This window comes from Thermoactinomyces sp. DSM 45891 (assembly GCF_900119485.1).
Lineage (GTDB): Bacteria > Bacillota > Bacilli > Thermoactinomycetales > Thermoactinomycetaceae > Baia.
In genome coordinates this window covers 18,112-35,557 of the sequence record NZ_FPJZ01000011.1, presented here as the reverse complement: position 1 = coordinate 35,557, position 17,446 = coordinate 18,112, and the positions used below count along the sequence as shown (strand labels likewise).

At 39.3% G+C, this 17,446-nt stretch carries 17 protein-coding genes and 1 pseudogene; 11 read left to right on the top strand and 7 right to left on the bottom strand.

What is annotated here, in order from left to right; genetic code table 11:
• The first annotated feature begins 21 nt into the window (after nt 1-21).
• A complete protein-coding gene (locus tag BT147_RS09925) occupies nt 22-159 on the top strand; it encodes a hypothetical protein (RefSeq protein WP_143187975.1) in 138 nt (45 codons plus the stop codon).
• A 159-nt stretch (nt 160-318) separates the two neighbouring features.
• Here BT147_RS09925 and BT147_RS09920 read toward each other — a convergent pair whose 3' ends face one another.
• The 4 genes from BT147_RS09920 to BT147_RS09905 form a co-directional block, all read right to left on the bottom strand.
• Nucleotides 319-1,029, bottom strand: coding sequence for a DsbA family protein (locus BT147_RS09920; protein WP_286119315.1), 711 nt, complete (start codon nt 1,027-1,029; stop codon nt 319-321).
• Between the two features lie 32 nt (nt 1,030-1,061).
• Nucleotides 1,062-1,391, bottom strand: coding sequence for an ArsR/SmtB family transcription factor (locus BT147_RS09915; protein WP_072334480.1), 330 nt, complete (start codon nt 1,389-1,391; stop codon nt 1,062-1,064).
• Nucleotides 1,392-1,601: 210 nt separating this feature from the next.
• The gene (locus BT147_RS09910) at nt 1,602-2,207 is read right to left on the bottom strand and encodes a TetR/AcrR family transcriptional regulator (RefSeq protein WP_072334477.1); all 606 of its coding nucleotides are present in this window, start codon (nt 2,205-2,207) and stop codon (nt 1,602-1,604) included.
• On the bottom strand, nt 2,204-3,076 hold the full coding sequence (locus BT147_RS09905; protein ID WP_072334474.1) for a CPBP family intramembrane glutamic endopeptidase: 873 nt from the start codon (nt 3,074-3,076) through the stop codon (nt 2,204-2,206). The genes BT147_RS09910 and BT147_RS09905 overlap by 4 nt, the downstream gene beginning before the upstream one ends.
• A gap of 235 nt (nt 3,077-3,311) precedes the next feature.
• Here BT147_RS09905 and BT147_RS09900 point away from each other — a divergent pair, with 235 nt between their 5' ends.
• Nucleotides 3,312-4,544, top strand: a complete 1,233-nt coding sequence (locus tag BT147_RS09900; RefSeq protein WP_072334471.1) for a glycoside hydrolase family 5 protein — start codon at nt 3,312-3,314, stop codon at nt 4,542-4,544.
• Nucleotides 4,545-4,634: 90 nt separating this feature from the next.
• Here the strand turns inward: BT147_RS09900 and BT147_RS09895 are convergent, their stop codons facing one another.
• Entirely contained in the window at nt 4,635-6,176 is a 1,542-nt protein-coding gene (locus BT147_RS09895; protein WP_072334468.1) for a recombinase family protein, read from the bottom strand.
• Between the two features lie 76 nt (nt 6,177-6,252).
• Here BT147_RS09895 and BT147_RS15535 point away from each other — a divergent pair, with 76 nt between their 5' ends.
• From BT147_RS15535 to BT147_RS09885, 3 genes and pseudogenes are all read left to right on the top strand, one after another.
• Complete coding sequence (locus tag BT147_RS15535; protein WP_177239776.1) at nt 6,253-6,414, top strand: hypothetical protein; 162 nt, start codon at nt 6,253-6,255, stop codon at nt 6,412-6,414.
• A gap of 78 nt (nt 6,415-6,492) precedes the next feature.
• Nucleotides 6,493-6,786: pseudogene (locus BT147_RS09890) on the top strand (sigma-70 family RNA polymerase sigma factor); the annotation flags it as partial.
• Between the two features lie 170 nt (nt 6,787-6,956).
• Entirely contained in the window at nt 6,957-7,673 is a 717-nt protein-coding gene (locus tag BT147_RS09885; RefSeq protein WP_072334462.1) for a thioesterase II family protein, read from the top strand.
• A 72-nt stretch (nt 7,674-7,745) separates the two neighbouring features.
• Here the strand turns inward: BT147_RS09885 and BT147_RS09880 are convergent, their stop codons facing one another.
• Nucleotides 7,746-8,141: a YunG family protein gene (locus tag BT147_RS09880; RefSeq protein ID WP_072334460.1), complete on the bottom strand. Its 396-nt coding sequence runs from the start codon at nt 8,139-8,141 to the stop codon at nt 7,746-7,748.
• A 114-nt stretch (nt 8,142-8,255) separates the two neighbouring features.
• Here BT147_RS09880 and aroA point away from each other — a divergent pair, with 114 nt between their 5' ends.
• Entirely contained in the window at nt 8,256-9,608 is a 1,353-nt protein-coding gene (aroA, locus tag BT147_RS09875) for a 3-phosphoshikimate 1-carboxyvinyltransferase (protein ID WP_072334457.1), read from the top strand.
• Nucleotides 9,609-9,664: 56 nt separating this feature from the next.
• Here the strand turns inward: aroA and BT147_RS09870 are convergent, their stop codons facing one another.
• On the bottom strand, nt 9,665-12,355 hold the full coding sequence (locus BT147_RS09870) for a S8 family serine peptidase (protein WP_072334455.1): 2,691 nt from the start codon (nt 12,353-12,355) through the stop codon (nt 9,665-9,667).
• A gap of 262 nt (nt 12,356-12,617) precedes the next feature.
• On the opposite strand from BT147_RS09870, the gene BT147_RS09865 reads away from it, so the two are divergent.
• The 5 genes from BT147_RS09865 (at nt 12,618) to BT147_RS09850 (ending at nt 17,434) form a co-directional block, all read left to right on the top strand.
• Nucleotides 12,618-14,006, top strand: a complete 1,389-nt coding sequence (locus tag BT147_RS09865) for a hypothetical protein (protein WP_072334452.1) — start codon at nt 12,618-12,620, stop codon at nt 14,004-14,006.
• Between the two features lie 200 nt (nt 14,007-14,206).
• Nucleotides 14,207-14,848 (top strand): hypothetical protein, encoded by a 642-nt coding sequence (locus BT147_RS09860; RefSeq protein ID WP_072334449.1) that lies wholly within the window; start codon nt 14,207-14,209, stop codon nt 14,846-14,848.
• 34 nt (nt 14,849-14,882) lie between these two features.
• On the top strand, nt 14,883-15,029 hold the full coding sequence (locus BT147_RS15530; protein ID WP_177239774.1) for a hypothetical protein: 147 nt from the start codon (nt 14,883-14,885) through the stop codon (nt 15,027-15,029).
• 431 nt (nt 15,030-15,460) lie between these two features.
• A complete protein-coding gene (locus tag BT147_RS09855; protein ID WP_072334446.1) occupies nt 15,461-16,567 on the top strand; it encodes a M24 family metallopeptidase in 1,107 nt (368 codons plus the stop codon).
• Between the two features lie 147 nt (nt 16,568-16,714).
• On the top strand, nt 16,715-17,434 hold the full coding sequence (locus BT147_RS09850; RefSeq protein ID WP_072334443.1) for a GNAT family N-acetyltransferase: 720 nt from the start codon (nt 16,715-16,717) through the stop codon (nt 17,432-17,434).
• Nucleotides 17,435-17,446 lie beyond the last annotated feature (12 nt).

The window sequence follows — 17,446 nt, the reverse complement described above, 5'->3', positions numbered from 1 at the left end:
AGTAACCCATTAGGTTTAGATATAAACTCGGCGACCAATCAAATCTATGTCTCTAATTTTTTAAGCAATAATGTCTCTATTATAGATGGGAAAACCAATACAGTACTTGCTACCGTTACAGTAGGAAGTAACCCATCAGGTATAGGCATAAAATTTTAAATTAGTATGTTTAATACTTCTAGGAGCGTCCTAAATGTGCTTAAGCATAGGATAGCTCCTCTTTCTTTTCTTCAAGTAATGAATTCACTAGGTCATAGTAAGGAGTGGTAATGATGACTCGAATAGTGTTTTACCATTTTAACGTACGGAAATCGACCATCATTTTTTCTTATTTAATTCCTTATCAATGATGGATTGGATCTTCTCGTAATCAAAAGGATTATCCAGTTCAATACCATTAATCATCATGGTTGGAGTCTGTTCGACTTTGAATTGTTGGACCAAACCTGCATCTACACTTACTTGATTTGATGTCTTTTTTTCCTTTATATCATTTTCTAGCTTGGTGAGATCAATTTCTGGAGTATGTATTTTTGCAAGATCTAATAGCTTTTCGTGTGTTACCCATAGACCATCATGGTCTCCATCCGGTTGAGCATCAAACAAAGCTTTATTATACTTCCAAAATGCTTGGGGGTTTTGAGCAAATACTGATTCAGCTGCTAGTGATGATAGCGTGGATTCTTCTCCATGAAACAGAACATGAATATATGCAAGTTTCACTTTTCCAGTATCAATATAGTCTTTTTTAAGCTGTGGAAAGATTTTTTGGCTCCAAGCTTTACAGGAAGGACATTTGTAATCACCAAATTCTACAATGGTTACGGGAGCATCCTCTTTTCCGAGTACAGGCTGACTGACTAAGCTAGGTTGCTCTTTCCTTATGGCTTCTAGATTTTCTTTATTTCTCATATCTGCTAGAACAAATATACCGACTACCAGAGCTAACGTAATAAGTGTGCCTATCACAAGCGGTTTATACGATGTTTGTATATTCTTGTTACCTTTTTGGTTCTTCTTTTTTTTCACCTTATTTCTCCTCCATCCACTTTCGCTCATTCTTAATCAAAACATTGATCATTCCGTTTACAACTCGTAACTTCGTCATGAACATGTGATAAAACATCATCGAACATATCCAACAATCCACGGATTTGATTATGACGAAGACGATAATACATAAACTTTCCTTCTTGTCTGCTAATAATGATTCCACAACCCTTTAAACATGCTAGATGTTGAGAAACATTCGATTGACTTCCGTTGGTTTCCTCTACAATTTGTGAGACGGTTTTTTCATGTTTCTTGATGCTGTCCAAAATTTGAAGCCGAGTTTTATCTGCAAAGCCACGAATAAATTTGACTTTCACATCTATAGAACTGTGAGCCATATTGACCTCCTAATCGTATTAATATGTACTCATATGATTCGCCATGAATATTAGCATTTACTAATACGTTCGTCAATATTAGATAGGTTCCTTCTACTATCTGACAGAAGATAAAGATAAAAGAAGCTATCTACTTCAAGCAGATAGCTTCTTTAGGATGTAATGATGAATCTTAAGGTGGAAGAGAGGTGTCTTTACTAAGCTAGGGAATTAATTTTCCTTAACGGAAATCCCCTTTAAAAGCAGTTTGATCGCATTGGTATGCAGAGCTGCATATTCGTCACCACTTAATTTTGGCATCGTTAGGCAAAGCTGTGTTGCACCAGACAACGTTGACATCACTCCGAAACATAGGTCTTCAATATCTTCATCTATAAATTCGCCCTTCTCAATTCCCTGTTGTAGCACTTGCCGTATGGCGCGATAGGTTATCTCCGTGATCTCTTTTAATGTCGCTAAACTCTCGGATTCACTGGAAAGCGTCTTGCCATACTCTGCAATTGCCGGGAGCAAGGGAGTTTCACAATCTCTTCCGAGTAAGCCAGCAATGGCAAGTAGCTGTTCGCTAGGAGATGCGGAATGCTCCAGTGAATCAAGCCACTTTTGCGAGGTTTCTTCAGCATGCTGGCTAAGTAATTGGAGAAAGAGTACCTCCTTATTTTTAAAATGATGATAGAGGTTTCCTTTACTCATTTGTGTGGATGTACATAAGTGATCCATGGTAGCCCGGTCATAGCCTTTTTCAATAAATAACTCCTTGGCATGGGTTAGGATGATTTTTTTAGATTCATCTGCTGATAATCGTTTTCTCGTCATGAGTTCCTCCCAGAACCGTATGAACGATTCCTTTTATACTTGAAAAGTTGAAAAACGCCGTATGAGATCCAAATAATAAGCATCCCAAAGAATAGAAAGCGAGTGTCTAACGTGTGGCGGAAAACAATATTTTCCAGACCAAAACTTTTAGCTGTTGATGCACCATATCCCCAAATGGTCATATGGAATAGATTCCCTGCAAAATGGATCGCGGTAGAAGCAGCCAGACCATTCGTACGGTAAGCGACGACTCCCAAAGAGAAGGATGCTAGTAGGTAATATAAAGGTCCCCAAATACCATTATTTAGCATTTCAAGATTAAAACCATGCGTTAAGAAGAATAGAATGGAGGTGATGAAAATGGACCAGAATGCGCCAGCTTTTAATGATCTGAACATTCGGTACAGATAGCCTCTGAACAAAATTTCTTCAGCAGCACATTGAAACAAAATTAACGGCGCGGCGACAAGGAATACGCTTAGCCATGGAAGCAGTTTGAAGTGAAAGGTAAAAGCTTGGGGATGTACAGCTATATCGATAATCAAGTATAGGATCAGCGCTAAAAAGTACCAGGAAAAATAAATCGCAAACTTACGGAAGCCAGGCCTTTTTCCTTCAAACAAAAAGGATCGAAACGGAATCTTGAAAAAATATCTAGTGATCAGAAAGACACCGAGAATCAAAAACGCAAAAGATAACAATAGCGTGATATAGCTAGGAAATCCAGATCGAGTAGCTGGAATTAACATATTCATAAGATTTACCCAGACAAGTGCGCCACCTTGCCAAATGACAAAAATAAGGATAAACCCTGCTAAAGATTTGAAGCCAAAGGGAATTTTCGGTTGAAGTCCGTATTTTGTTTCCATGACATTCACCCATTTCTTATTTTATTACCGACTACGTAGTCTGTAATAAATACTATATCTATCTAATATCATTCTGTCAACACTGCTAACAAGAGTATTCTTCCTAACGCCGATTTGGACTATTAGGACTTATGTGCACATCTCCATCAAAATACTCCATCTCAGTTGTAACATTCGTGTCACATCGGCCATCTATACTAGATGAGAAACGATTATCTAGAAAGGAAGGCGAATCATGAAAAAAATGATACTTGGAATCACGTTGATAGGAGTCATAAGCTTAGGAATACAAGGCATAGCGGTGAGGGCTGAGCCCAGTAAAAAGGTAGAGTCCAAAATCAATTTCTGGAACCAGAAACGGACAGGAACTAATTTTATGAATAGTACTTCACTCCCTGAAAGTTACAAAGCAGCCAAAGAAGCCAAAATTGAATATGTACGTTTAGCTCCAGATAAATGGGCAAAAGATAGAGATTTTTTATTCGAGGACAAACCGGATCGATCAGGAAAGGACTTTCTGATAGGCAATGCGGATAACTATCAAGGATTGGTCAAGGAAGATCTAGCAAAATTAAAGCAGGATTTAGATACAGCACAATCACAGGGGATAAAAGTGGTTCTTACCATGTTATCATTACCAGGAGATCGTTGGCGTCAGTTTAATAACAACCAAAATGATGATCGAATCTGGGAAGAAGAAAAATATCAGGAACAGGCTAGTCAATTTTGGCAGGACTTGGCTTTCGAATTAAAAGATCACCCTGCTGTCGTTGGATACAATATTATTAATGAACCGCATCCAGAAACATCTAAGAAAAATAAATTCAATGATTTTTGGACAGAGGATTACGAAAAATGGTATTCCAAGGTGAAAGGAACACCTGCTGACCTAAACCGGTTTTATCAAAAAGTTGTGAGTTCCATTCGGAAAGTAGACACAGACACACCTGTTATTTTGGATTCCGGTTTATATGCAACCCCGTGGGCGTTCAAATATCTCAAACCAGTTAACGATGATAAAACGCTTTATGCCTTTCACATGTATGAGCCCTATGAGCTAACCAGCCAGGGTGAAAGTCAAGAGAAGAAGTATAAGTACCCCGGAGTTGTAGAGGTGGGAGAAAATAAAAAACCGATCATGTGGAATAAAAATGAGTTAAACACATTCTTACAGCCTATTCAAACATGGGCTCAGAGCAATCATATTCCTGCCAATCGAATTATGGCTGAGGAATTCGGGATGAATCGTACTATTCCAGGAGCCTCGCGATACATGAGAGACTTAATCTCAATCTTTAATCAACATGGTTGGCACAAGTCTTTCTATGCATTTCGTGAAGATACTTGGACAGGTATGGATTACGAATTAGGGACCGGAAAAATTAAATGGGATCAAGATGGAAAGCCTATACGTCAAAATAATCCTATTTGGGACGTATTAAAAAGAGATTTAGTAGATAGCAAGTAGAACATTGAAGGTTCTCAAAATGATGGAGGAGCGTCCTAAGGGTTTCAGAATAGGATAGCTCCCTTTTCTCTTTGGAATGTACAGCGAACATTAGAGCTTAGGATACACAGTTAGTGTAAACTCGTTATTCCATTGATGCTTTTCCTTATCATACATACAGTGGTCCAAAATGCCTTTTAACAGGGCATTTTTTTGTTTGGCGTCTTGTAGTAGAGGATAGATATCTAGGGCGTGTTCAACTTTCGGGATAATATCGATTTGTGCTTTTGCTCGATTTTGTTCTTCTTCGAGGTCGATGAGTGTTTTTTCTAATGCTTGGTGTACTTCACTGATTCGATTGCAGATGTGTTGAGAGCGATTCATATAGGTTTCTTCATCATAGATTCCTCGTTCTAGTAGGTCGTGTAGCCTGTCTTTTTGGCTCTCCAGATTTCGGGTTTCCTGTTGAAGGTTACGTAGAGTCGTTTCTTTGAGCTCAATATTGTAAGAAGAGCTCTCGGGGCGATCTTTTTTGTTCCATGTTAAACGGTATTGATCCAACCAACTATGTAATACTTCGATTAAACGTTCTTCTACGTACATAAATCGAGAGCTTTTGTTTTTGCATGGTTTTTTATAACACATGAGGTGAGGAAGTTGATTTGTATAGGGTCTTAAAACCATAGAGGAGCCGCATTTTGCGCATTTAATTAATCCAGCTAATGGATTAGAGATTCCATTTTCGAGTTGGTAAGGGACATGATATTGCTTTTTTAAAATTTGTTGAGCCTTTTGGTATGTTTCCATAGGAATCAATGGTTCGTGCTTTCCTTGAACATCAATCCATTCACTTTGAGCACGTGTTTTGACTTCACGACGTTTGAGAGGATCTCCTGTTTTTTTATGCTCTTTTTTCTTCCATTGAATTCGTCCGGCGTATACAGCGTTTTTGATGATATTTAGTACACTAGAACTGTTCCAAAAGTTCCCAAGGTAGGTTTTATAGCCAAGTGCATTCAGTTCGTTAGAAATCTTATTAGACCCAATCCTTTGATTCGGGTCCTCATGTGTATACCAGTTAAAAATCATCTTTACGACGGTTGCTTGTTCTGGATTTGGAATCAGATAGCGGCTCTTATTGTCATCTTGAATCTCATATCCATAAGGGGGACGAGTGCCAATATAATTGCCTTCCTCTACAGAGCGGACTCTTCCACCTTGCAGGCGCCGATTAATGATCTTCAACTCTTTTCGAGCCATGAAAGCTTCAAATTCGCTATATTCTTCGTCCCATTCATCCCGAAGATCATACGTTTTACGAGGGGTAATAATTTTTGTGTTATATTTCTGAAATGTCTCTAAAATTAAGCCCTGTTCACGCATGTTCCCGCGACCTAACCGATCTACGTCCATAACCAATACTGCATCATAGAGCCCACTTTCAACCTCTTTTAATAGTTCCATCATTTCTGGACGATGGATTAGGCTTTCCCCAGATACAATTTCTTGTCTGATCTTTACGATATTTAGGTTTTGATTTTTAGCTAATTGAAGCAATGCTTTCTTATGTTTCGCAAGGGTTTCACCTTCACCGCGTGTTTCCGCCTCTAGATCCGCACGTGATTTTCGCAGATAAATCGCGACTCTATCCATAAAAAGTCCTCCTCTGTGTATAAATATATGTCAAAACTTCTTGTCTTCTGCATACAGTTTATCGAGGTGATGTACGTTGCAAGAAGATGAGCGATCCGATGTAACATATAAAATAGGAAAAACAACGATTCATCTAGTTCCCCCTAAAATCACAGAAGAAGAAAGAAGTATCAGAATAGAAGAATTAAAGAGCCTGATTTTACGTCTATGGCAATCAATTGACCACGATCATTTATAGGGACAAGAAATACCGATAGTGAACAATAGCTATATTTAGAAGGGGGATAAATATCAACACAGATAAACACCTAGTGTAAATGAAATAACCCTAATCGATATCCTGGGAACAGAGCGAGATGAAGTAGCTGAGCACGTGCAACTAAAAATCGAAAAGACCCAGATTTATAACCACATCCACATCCTCGATGAGCGTGAGCAAGAGGTGATTCGTTGGCGTTTCGGTTTGTTGAATGAAGATGAGAAGACGCAGCGTGAGATTGCGAAGGAGCTAGGAATTTCGCGGTCGTATGTATCGAGGATTGAGAAGCGAGCCTTGATTAAGTTATTTCACGAATTTTATCGGAACGTGCCGAAGAAGGATCGGATATAGGGAGAGAATAGGAGAACTCAGTTTCCGATTTTGGAGATTGAGTTTTCTTTGTAGAGCGACATAAGTCATAGTATTGATTAAAATTCTATAAATTGCTATCATTTTTAATTGCAAATTTTAACTGCATATGTTATTGTGTTTTTTATTTCACATAAGAAGAGGTTTCGTTTATGAGTAGAATAAAATTATTGTGCCTTCCATATGCTGGAGGGTCGGCAAGAGTATTTTTTGATTGGAAGAATGATCTACATGCAGATATTGAACTGATACCAATAGAGTTGCCTGGTAGAGGGAAGCGTTTTGGAGAGTCGTTAATTTCGGATTTTAGTCAGTTAGTTGAGGATATTTATCAAAGTATCAAAAATGAGATTAACAGTGGTCCATATTGTTTTTTTGGGCATAGTATGGGGGCGCTTATTGTATTTGAAGTCATGAGAAGATTAAAATCCGAGAATCAGCCTATGCCCGCTTGTTGCATTCTTTCTGGTAAGAATCCTCCGCATGTGCCCTTACGGAATCATATTCATACTTTGGATGATGAAGCGTTTTTAGCAAAGATTTTTGGTTATGGTGGAACACCTACTGATATGTTGAATAATGAAGAACTAGCCAGTATTTTTCTCCCTATTATCAGGTCGGATTTTCAAGCGATTGAGCTTTATGAGCCTCCTGCAGATCGTGAACAAATGGATTGTCCCTTTATAGTGCTCTATGGGACAGAGGATCCGTACGTATCAACAGCTCTAGTGAAGGAATGGGGTTTATACACGTCTAGTAGCTGTGAATTATATGCATACAGTGGTGGACATTTTTTTATTCAGGAGCAGAGAGATCAAGTTATTCAGCAAATTAACTTGATCTTGGATGGGATTAAGAGTCATTTGTAAAATGTATAAAATGAATTAGTCTTGTAGTAGATTGGAACAAAGGGGAAGCGTTCGTAGGTTGATTTTCATACCTCAACGCTCCCCCTTTGTTTCTACATACCTGCCTCTTCTTGTGTAATGCTGCATCCTTTGGCTTACGGCGTGTCTCAAATAATTATATTGTTGCCCATTTGTGTCAGCAAAAGCCTCAATTCTACAAGAAGGTTTATGAAGATAAGAGATTCTCTGATCGAATTGTGAGGCTGTGAAGTCATGGATTTGCTTGTTAAGTTTGTTATAAAAATGCCATCCTCCGGTCACACGTGTTTTTAAGATCTCTCCCCCATATAAATCATGGATCACGAGTGCTGTTACTCCACATTGCCCCAGTGCTGGATTTTCTGGAGCGAATTTAGTGCTAGACTCTTCAGACCAAACATCCAATAAAATACGCTGCATGATAGAATAAGGAGGGCTATTTTTTTTCATGTGTGATCTCCTCATAAACTGAAAGATAGCTAATCTCTGTTCAGTACCTTTTTATGGCCAATGTTACTATAAAATTATATATGATATAAGAATCATATTGCTGGAGGTATTTATATGGGGGATTTTAAACCGGATTTACAAGCAAGATCTGAATGGGCGACGTTACATGATGTAGAAGTAGCCGAGGTATCACCAGCTAACCATCCTGTTAATGGCCGAATTCGCGTTCCAGGTAGTAAGAGTTGGACGAACCGGGCTTTGATTATGGCGGCAATGGCTGAAGGTACATCTAGGCTATCTGGAGTGCTTAGAAGTGACGACACATACTGGTGTATACATACTTTACGACAGCTTGGGGTTCGGATTGAAGTAAATGAAGATGAAGTGATCATTGAAGGAGTTAATGGAGATTGGCTTAAGAAGGACGGGACACTCTACATTGGTTCGGCTGGAACGACAGCTCGATTTCTTCCCGGTCTTTTAGCGGCATCACGAGGCGGTCGCTGGACGATGGAGGGAAGCGCTAGTATGAGTAAGCGCCCGATGGCCACCCTTATTACCGCCCTGCAAGAGCTTGGTGCACAAATCAAATATTCGGGAGAGGACGGCTTTTTACCAATTCAGATTGAAGGAAAGGGCATGTATGGGGGTGTTGTTAACATCTCTGGGAAAACATCAAGTCAGTTTATCAGTGGGTTACTAATCGCGAGTAGTTATGCTGAGGAGCCAGTGACGATCTGTATAGTGGATCATATTGTCCAACATGCCTATGTGAAAATCACATTGGATCTGATGGAACAGTTCGGTGCTCATGTCGAATATGATGACTCACTAACTACCATTAAGGTATATCCCAAAACTTACAAGAGTCAGGATATCCAGTTAGAAGCCGACGCGTCAACTGTGAACTACTTTTTTGCCTTAGCAGCGCTCACAAATGGAAAGATTCGAGTGGACAACCTATCTTATGATACATTGCAACCCGATATTCAATTTGTTGATGTGCTGGAAAGAATGGGGTGTACAGTGGTTAAAGGGGAAGGGTTCCTTGAATTACAAGGTACAAAACAACTAAAAGGGAACTTTGACATTTCCATGAGAGAGATGTCTGATCAGACGTTGACTCTTGCGGCTATAGCTCCTTTTGCGGATGGGCCTATATCCATTCATGAAGTAGCACATATCAGGAATCATGAATCAGATCGGATAGGTGTTATTGCAGAGTGTTTAACCAAAATGGGGATACAAGTAGAAGAACGTGAAGATGGAATAACCGTTTACCCTGGTGAGCCACTAGCGGCTGAATGTAACTCGTACGATGATCACCGTGTGGCTATGTCCTTGGCTTTAATTGGTGCGAAGGTCCCGCAGGTGAGAATCCTAGATCCTGGATGTATATCGAAAACATGTCCTACATTTTTTGATGAAATCGAAAAGTTAGGATTACAGGTTCGCTTGGAAAAATAGACTAAAAACCACTGATCATAGCACAGATCAGTGGTTTCTTCATATAATGAAACGATTTACTTCGTGAGACTTACTTTCGTTTTGGTTTGGTTTCCAGCATCGTCTGTGGCAAGGATGGTCATGCTTGTCTTGCCTGACTCAAGCCATTCTGGTTTGATTTCGATCTCCATTTTCTCTTCATCAAGAGGAATGCGTACTCGGTCGTTTGTTCCTTCAAGGATGTACTCTACTTTTACAAGATCATCTTGTGCTAAGCCAAACATTTTGAAAATGTAGTTGTACTGCATTAGGAAATCTTCGATCTTCAGGTTAATTTTTTGACCTTCTTCGTTGAGATTTGCTGTGATGACGGGTGCTGTTTTGTCTACTAATACAAGAGCAGCAGTAGAGCTTTCTATCTCATCATCGGATGCTACTGCTTGCATTTCATAGATTCCTTCTGGAACTGCCTTTTTATCCACTGTATTTCCTGTCCACTTCATACCATGCCATCCGGACCCAACGTTTTCACTTTGATGGATCAAGCTTACTTTACTTTCATCATCCAGATTTCGTAGGTAGAAGTTTAGGTGTTTGGCGACGGTAGGAATATAGTAGGAAAGGGTAGTAGACTCTTCTTTTCCATCTTCATTTGGTGAGAATATAAGGTCACTTACACCTAAGTAGTTCACACGGTTGTAGCTGGCAGGGTCGATGCTAAAGGTAAATGGAACTTTTAGCTCTTCTTTCCCTCCTGTTAAGTAGAGATAGCCTGAGTAGACTTCACGAGGAAGGGAACTATCTACTGTGATTTTTACAGTAAGATCTTCCTGACTTTTTGCATCCACTACTATTTGATTTGGGGCTTGAACTTGAATCCCCGTGTTTGTAGTCATTTCAACACGGCTCGTATAGGTTTGATTTGCTCCAGTTGTATTTTTAACGGTAAGTTTCTTCTCGAGCGTGACTTCTCCACTGTTTGGTTTTACAAGACCAAATGTGAAGTTATTCGGTGTGACGAGCGTAGTTGCCTGAATTGCTTTCGGGATATCAATACGACCTGAGCCTTGTGTCATTACATCATAGCGTTTTCCGGTTATGTCTGCTAATGTTTTTGCTGTATTGGAAAGAGATGCTTTTACATCTTCAGGTGTCCAATCAGGATGCATTTGACGGAGTAAAGCTGCTGCTCCAGCTACTTGTGGGGCTGCCATGCTTGTCCCATCGTATTCTGCATACTTTTCTTCCCCTGGTACAGTACTTTTAATAGCCACACCGGGAGCTACAACATCTGGTTTCACTGCCCATGTTTCATGAACAGGTCCACGTGAACTAAATTCGGCCATAAACTCGTAAGGTTTGTATTCTTTCAAGGACGCAATGGTTTTACCAGCTTTTAGTGACGCTTTTAGATGGGTTGCATCTTTTGCTGCTAATTGTACGGCAGGGATTTTATTTTCTAAGCTAGCCTCGATATCTTGTAGTGCTTCTTGCTCCTGCCCTTTCATATATAAAAGAACTCCGGTTGCTCCGGCTTTATGAGCATTTGATACATAGATATCTTGCTTTGCTGCTCCCTGTTGGACCAGTACGTACTTTCCTTTTACATTTACTTTCTTGTAATCAAGTGGAGAGCCAAATCCAACATCGACTATTTCAAACTGAGAGTTGCTAGGGAATTTCATCTTGGTGAGTTGAGCGCCATCAAAGGAGGTCTCTGTTCCAACCACTTCGAATTTCGGGAACTCTTTTTCTAGAGTGGAAGCACCTACAGAGATTACCTTATCAGCCGTTGCAGGAACACCAACTGTCCATGCATCTCCGCCAGAGTTTCCGTTTGCAACTGTTACAGAAACACCGATTTTAGCTGCATGATTTAGCGCTGATACGAGAGGATCGTCAGGATAGTTCGCACTTGCTCCGAGTGAGAGGTTCATCACATCTGCACCGTCTCTGACTGCCATTTCAATCCCGGTTAAGATATCACTTGTCGTTCCACCTTGATTTCCTAAAACGCGATAAGCTAGGAGAGAAGCTTCGGGTGCTACTCCTTTGACCTCACCGTTTGCGGCAATAATACCTGCTACATGAGTACCGTGACCTTGCTCGTCCTGCGGATCATTATCCCGATCCACTACATCATATCCTCCGATGTAATTATTCTTTAAATCAGGGTGATTGGAGTCGATTCCTGTGTCAATTACAGCTACCTTGATTCCTCTGCCATCCACAGGAAGACCTTGTGCATCTTTCAGTTTCCAAACTTCAGGTGCGCCTACTGTAGAACTGCCGGTGCCTAAAGCTTTATACTTTAAGGCAGGATATACTGCTTTTACCTCAGGCATTGCGGCTAATTTATGGATTTGGTTCGCGGGTACGGAAACAGCAAAACCAGAAAAGACGGTATCAAATCTCTGTTTCACTTTTACCTTTGAGTTTACCCTTGTGAGCTTCTTCTCAGCTTGATTGAGTGCTTCTTTCATCTGCATTTGATAATCTTTGGCTGGAGAAGATTTCAGTTGCTTATGGTTTTTAACCACTTCTCCAACTGGTTGTTGATTCATCTGAACGATGACATCAACAGACTTCCTAGATTTCGTATCGATATATTTCGACACTTTGTTCTTTGCTAATTTGGCAATCTTTTCTTCCATTTGCTTAGACAACTTTTTTGATGTAGCTGCCTCTGCACTGGGAGAGAGCCATCCTAGGCTAGAAACAGAGACGGCAAGCAAGGTACTTAGCACAATAGTTCCTGTTTTTCTCAAAAGACTTCCTCCTCTAAATGCGTGAACTTAATTTAATACATGTAAATTGTAACATAATGAATTGTATATTTATATAAAATTTTCTATTTTATATGATTTTTTAGTTTTAATAGGAAATTAAAGTGATAATTTCCTAGCCATAGGTATTATTCGACAAAGATTGGTGAAACCATTTTAATAGGATTTTATCTGCTTTATGATTTTATGGTAGTATAATTCTTTAGGTATTTATTATAATTCCATCTGTTAACGGAGAATGTATATGAAGGCAATAGTGGAACGACAGATTACAAAGATGATGGTACCATTTGCCTATAACGCTTCTTATCGAAAATTAACAAAAGATTTGGAGGAAGAAGTTGGTAGGGATACGGATGGGAAGATATGGAGAGTAAAAAATATCTCGGGCAAGCGTTTGTTTCATCATATTGATCGATTGATACAGTCGGGTCCCAGCGATAATCAATCGATTGGATCTCGTTTTGTATTAACACAAGATGGTTGCACCAAATATGATCTTCCTAATAAAAATCAGATTATTTCTTTTGGACACAAGGATTATGAATACGAACTTTATCTATGTGAAGTAAGTTTAATTTTGTTTGAGACACAGATTGGATTTCTAACTATTTCGATCGCATATCCTAAGGGGCAAGATTTATCTGACCTCATTCAAAATAACTATTATGTGAAGCAATTTCTCCAAAGCTCTGAACGGTTTGTGCGAAAGTTACAAAAGTATGATCGTTATCCGGTCCAATGTAATCTAGGTAGATGTATGCATAAGATTTTTAAGCAAATACAAGTGGCAACTTTATTTGAATCAAGATACGGATCTACGAAAAATGTTCTCGTGTACAACGCGGTTGCCTTAGAAGAAATGGACCAACCTTCGGATCATCGCGAGTTTATGAAAAGCTTATATTTGTTGAGTAGGACCTATCACGAGATACATAATCCTCCCCGAATCGAGTTGAATGAAGATGAGGAGACGATGAGGATTTTTCAGAATAGCTACTGGCGTGTATCAGTAGAGGGAATAGCTCACGTGTGCCACTTGACCAATAATAAGGATTCAAATGAATTTCTATTAGGAGAAAACCAACAAAATTTAAAAAGTAATTACTTTTATATGTATGTCTTAACGTTACACCAATTTTACTCCCTACAATATTTTTCGATTCTAGCCTCTCATTTACCCCACCAATTGGATGGGCAAGAGAAACAAGCTTTTGTTGAGGTACGGGAACTAAAGAAAAGAATGGTTTTCTTTACGTTGAGGTGTTCCTTTAAACAAGTAAGCCGAATTACACATATTGCTCGTCTATACGAGATGGTTCGTCGTAGTTATCGAATAGAAGAACTAATGGACGAGCTTCATTTGGAGCTGGATGCGATGACGACGATGTTGGAGATGGAAGAGAGTAAACGAAGGTTAAAGTTAGAGCAGATGGTCCTTATTTTTAGCTTTTTTTATATTATGATTTCAACGATTGCCGATGGATGGGATATTGTGAAAAATACAATGGCCTTTCAAGTGATGGGTAATTATTGGATTGCATGGATTGAGGTTGGATTACTACTTGGCGTGATGGCAGCAGGAGTTTGGTCCATTCTTTCCTACTATATACGTGAAAAGAAGAGAAGATAGGGATTTCGATTCATTCTGTGCGAAGTTCTAAAATTCAGGTACAGTTGATATAGATGGACTATATAAAAATTTGTGGATCGAAGAGGAACTGGAGAGTAAATGTAGAATATGATAAAGGTTGTTATTCTATTATTTACTCATATACGAACAAGCTTTCTCAAATTCCTCGTACTACTGATCCTCTGATAAGGGGAGGATATATGGGTACGGTTTTTATTTTTCATGCACTTTCTTCCTTTGAACGATCAGAGTCTGTTGAAAAGGTGCTTCATAAATTTTTGGAGACATATCAGCTTGCATGCCCCGAAGATCAATTTATTTGGGGTCCTTCCACTTCTTCTGCAGTACACTCGCATGCTCTCCTTCATTCAATCCCACACACCACAGATCAACCTATTCACTTACTTGATCAAAAACTAAATGAATGGATTCATTCATTTTTAGAAGCAGATCGCTATCTCTTTGTGACAGGTGAATATCATGTCGACCTCCAAGCGAGTCTTATTAAGCTTGGTTCGGCTATTCACGGCTTTTTTCAGGACGAACAACAAATTCAAAACTATTTTTCTAGTCGAGAAGTTGTCCATATTACAACTGGAGATCGTTATTATATTGATCCATTTCAAGAGCCGTACACGGAATCTAAAATGGATCATGCGTTATGGCGTTTTTTGCAACTGTTAGGCTTTACAAAATATGAAGCGATTACCATTTGGAATGCTGATGAGGACGAATCATACTTCAGTTTATATCAAGCGATTGAGCATGCTAAAACGGTTGCCCTTTCTTTTGCCTGGGAGGGTCAAGTTTTGGAGCGTAGGTTTGGGTTTCAATGGTTGTAGATGTTGTGAAAAGGGTTTGAGGGGGTCTTTTGACTTGGGTCATGTGTTGGATGTTTCTCAGTGTATGGCTATACAGGATTTGCTTGAGATTCAGTCTGGAAAGATTTCGTTAGAAGAGTTTAAAGAGAAGTGGTCAGAGTATGTAGCGGATGATAGAAAGTCAGAGCGTAGTTTGTGGTAAAGAAAGCTACTGGATCTCACGGATGATCCAGTAGCTTTTAATTTGCATTCTTTTTATGTGATTGATCTCGTAACTCGTGTAAACACTTCTGACAAACTAATTGATTTGAACCGTTCATATATGTGCGAGCTTCGTATTTTGCGGTTGAGTGACCACACTGTTCGCACAAATACATATGATTTTTCATCATGAATTCCTCTCTTTCTCAATAAATATCGTGTAATTCAAAGTCGCTTCTCCAACAGGATTGATAGCCGGACAGATTAGGATGATATACACCATTATATACCCTAGTATATATATAGTAAACAGGTGGATCATGGAAATAGGATAAGTGGTATATGGACGTGTATTGAAATAAAAATTGTCAAAATGGAATCAATTTGCTCTAATGAAATGGTAAGCATTTTAACGTGAAGGAATGAAAGCAGATGAATCTTCGAATAGGTAAACTTCAAAGCTGGTTACAAGAACAACATATTGATTTTGCTTTTATTAGTCATTCGCGAAATATCTACTATCTAACTGGTTTTGACTCAGAGCCTCATGAGAGACTATTGGGACTCCTAATTCCACCGCTTCATGATCCTCTCTTAATTTGTCCGAAGTTAGATCAAGCTGCCGCTCAGCAATCAGGTTGGAGTGGAGAAATCATTAGTTATGATGATACACAGGACCCTTGGTTCATTCTTCAAGATTCATTGTCAGAGAAATCATTTGCCCGGCCGGATATGAAAGTAGCCATTGAGATGGATTCAATCCCCTACTCACGTGCTCTGCGAGTGCAATCTCTGGGAGCGGAGATTGCATTTACGGATATTGAGAAACAAATGAATTTGATGCGCCAAGTAAAAGACGATCAAGAGTTACAAATTTTGAAAGAAGCGGCTAAATTGGCTGATCTGGGTGTAGAAATTGGGGTGAAGGCGCTTCAAGTAGGAATCACCGAAACAGAAGTCGTTGCTAAAATCGAGTATGAGCTAAAAAAACAAGGAATTCAGGGTATGTCTTTTGATACCATGGTTTTATTTGGTGAAAAATCAGCCTTGCCACACGGAACCCCTGGAGATCGGAAACTGAAAAAAGGAGATCTAGTTTTGTTTGACTTAGGAGTGGTGTGGCAGGGATACTGCTCTGACATTACTCGTACTATCGCATTTGGTTCCATCACGCCTGAACAAGAGAGAATCTATCAGACTGTTTTAGAGGCAGAATTGACCGCTATTAATCGAGTGAAGGCTGGTGTTCCATTAGGAGAGATCGATCGCGCTGCACGTGATGTCATTCGCCAAGCCGGATACGGTGACTACTTCCCACATCGCATTGGCCATGGACTGGGAATGAGCGTTCATGAATTCCCTTCTATTACTGAAACGAATCAAGATTTACTAGTAGAAGGATTTGTGTTTACGATTGAGCCGGGAATTTACTTACCCAATGTAGGTGGAGTACGCATCGAGGATGATATAGTAGTTGGGGCAGATGGTCCTGTGATTTTAACGGGCTTTCCAAAAGAATTACTACTAGTAGAGGAGTAAGAAAGAGTAAGTAAATGTGCTTATATTAGTCTCTTCGGGATTAATATAAGCACATTTTTTTATCTCTAAATTGTCCGAATAAACAGGGATTTAGCCTCTCGGTTGGCGAATTGTAAAAAGGATGGGTAAAGATGAAGGAGAGAAAATATGAAACATACAGAGATATCTTATGAAGCGTTAGTAGATGATTTTGTCAGAGGTTGGTCTTATTGTCGGTTTGTACCTGAGTCCCGCTTAGATAAGCTGGGACCGATGAAACATGTCATATTCGGATCGCCTGTTTGTAATCGAACGAATGAGTTTTTTGTCACTCACTCCGATTTAGCTGAAGGACTACAAATGCTCCATTCGAGCAAGCTTCATGAGCCACATCGGCTGACTATTTTTGAGCAAGGAGAAGGATTTGATTTAGATGCATTTACAGAACAATATGGTTACACCTTTAAATATAAAGAGTACTTAATGACATTTGATTTAACTTCTATGAATGAACCGAAATCTGATTTAGTATGCCTCATCCGTGAACCGTCTGAAGTTTTATTGGTCAATGATAGTTTCCAAAAAGAGATTGTAGACCCAGAGAGAATTCAGGATAAACAGTTGTTTACTTATTATGTAGAAAAAAATCGACCCGTTACACATGGACGTTTTTCCTTAATTGGAGATATAGCTTGTCTGGATCATGTGATTACATTGGAGGCGTATCGAGGAAAGGGACTCGCAAAGGCATTATGTAAGACGATGTTAATGGATGCGAAAGACTTCGGGGCCGGGACCAGTGTTTTAGCAGCTAGTTTAACAGGATATCCTCTCTACGTTTCCTTAGGTTATCGTGAGGTAGCAAATATGTATGTTTTTGAAAAATAAATTGTTTTGTCA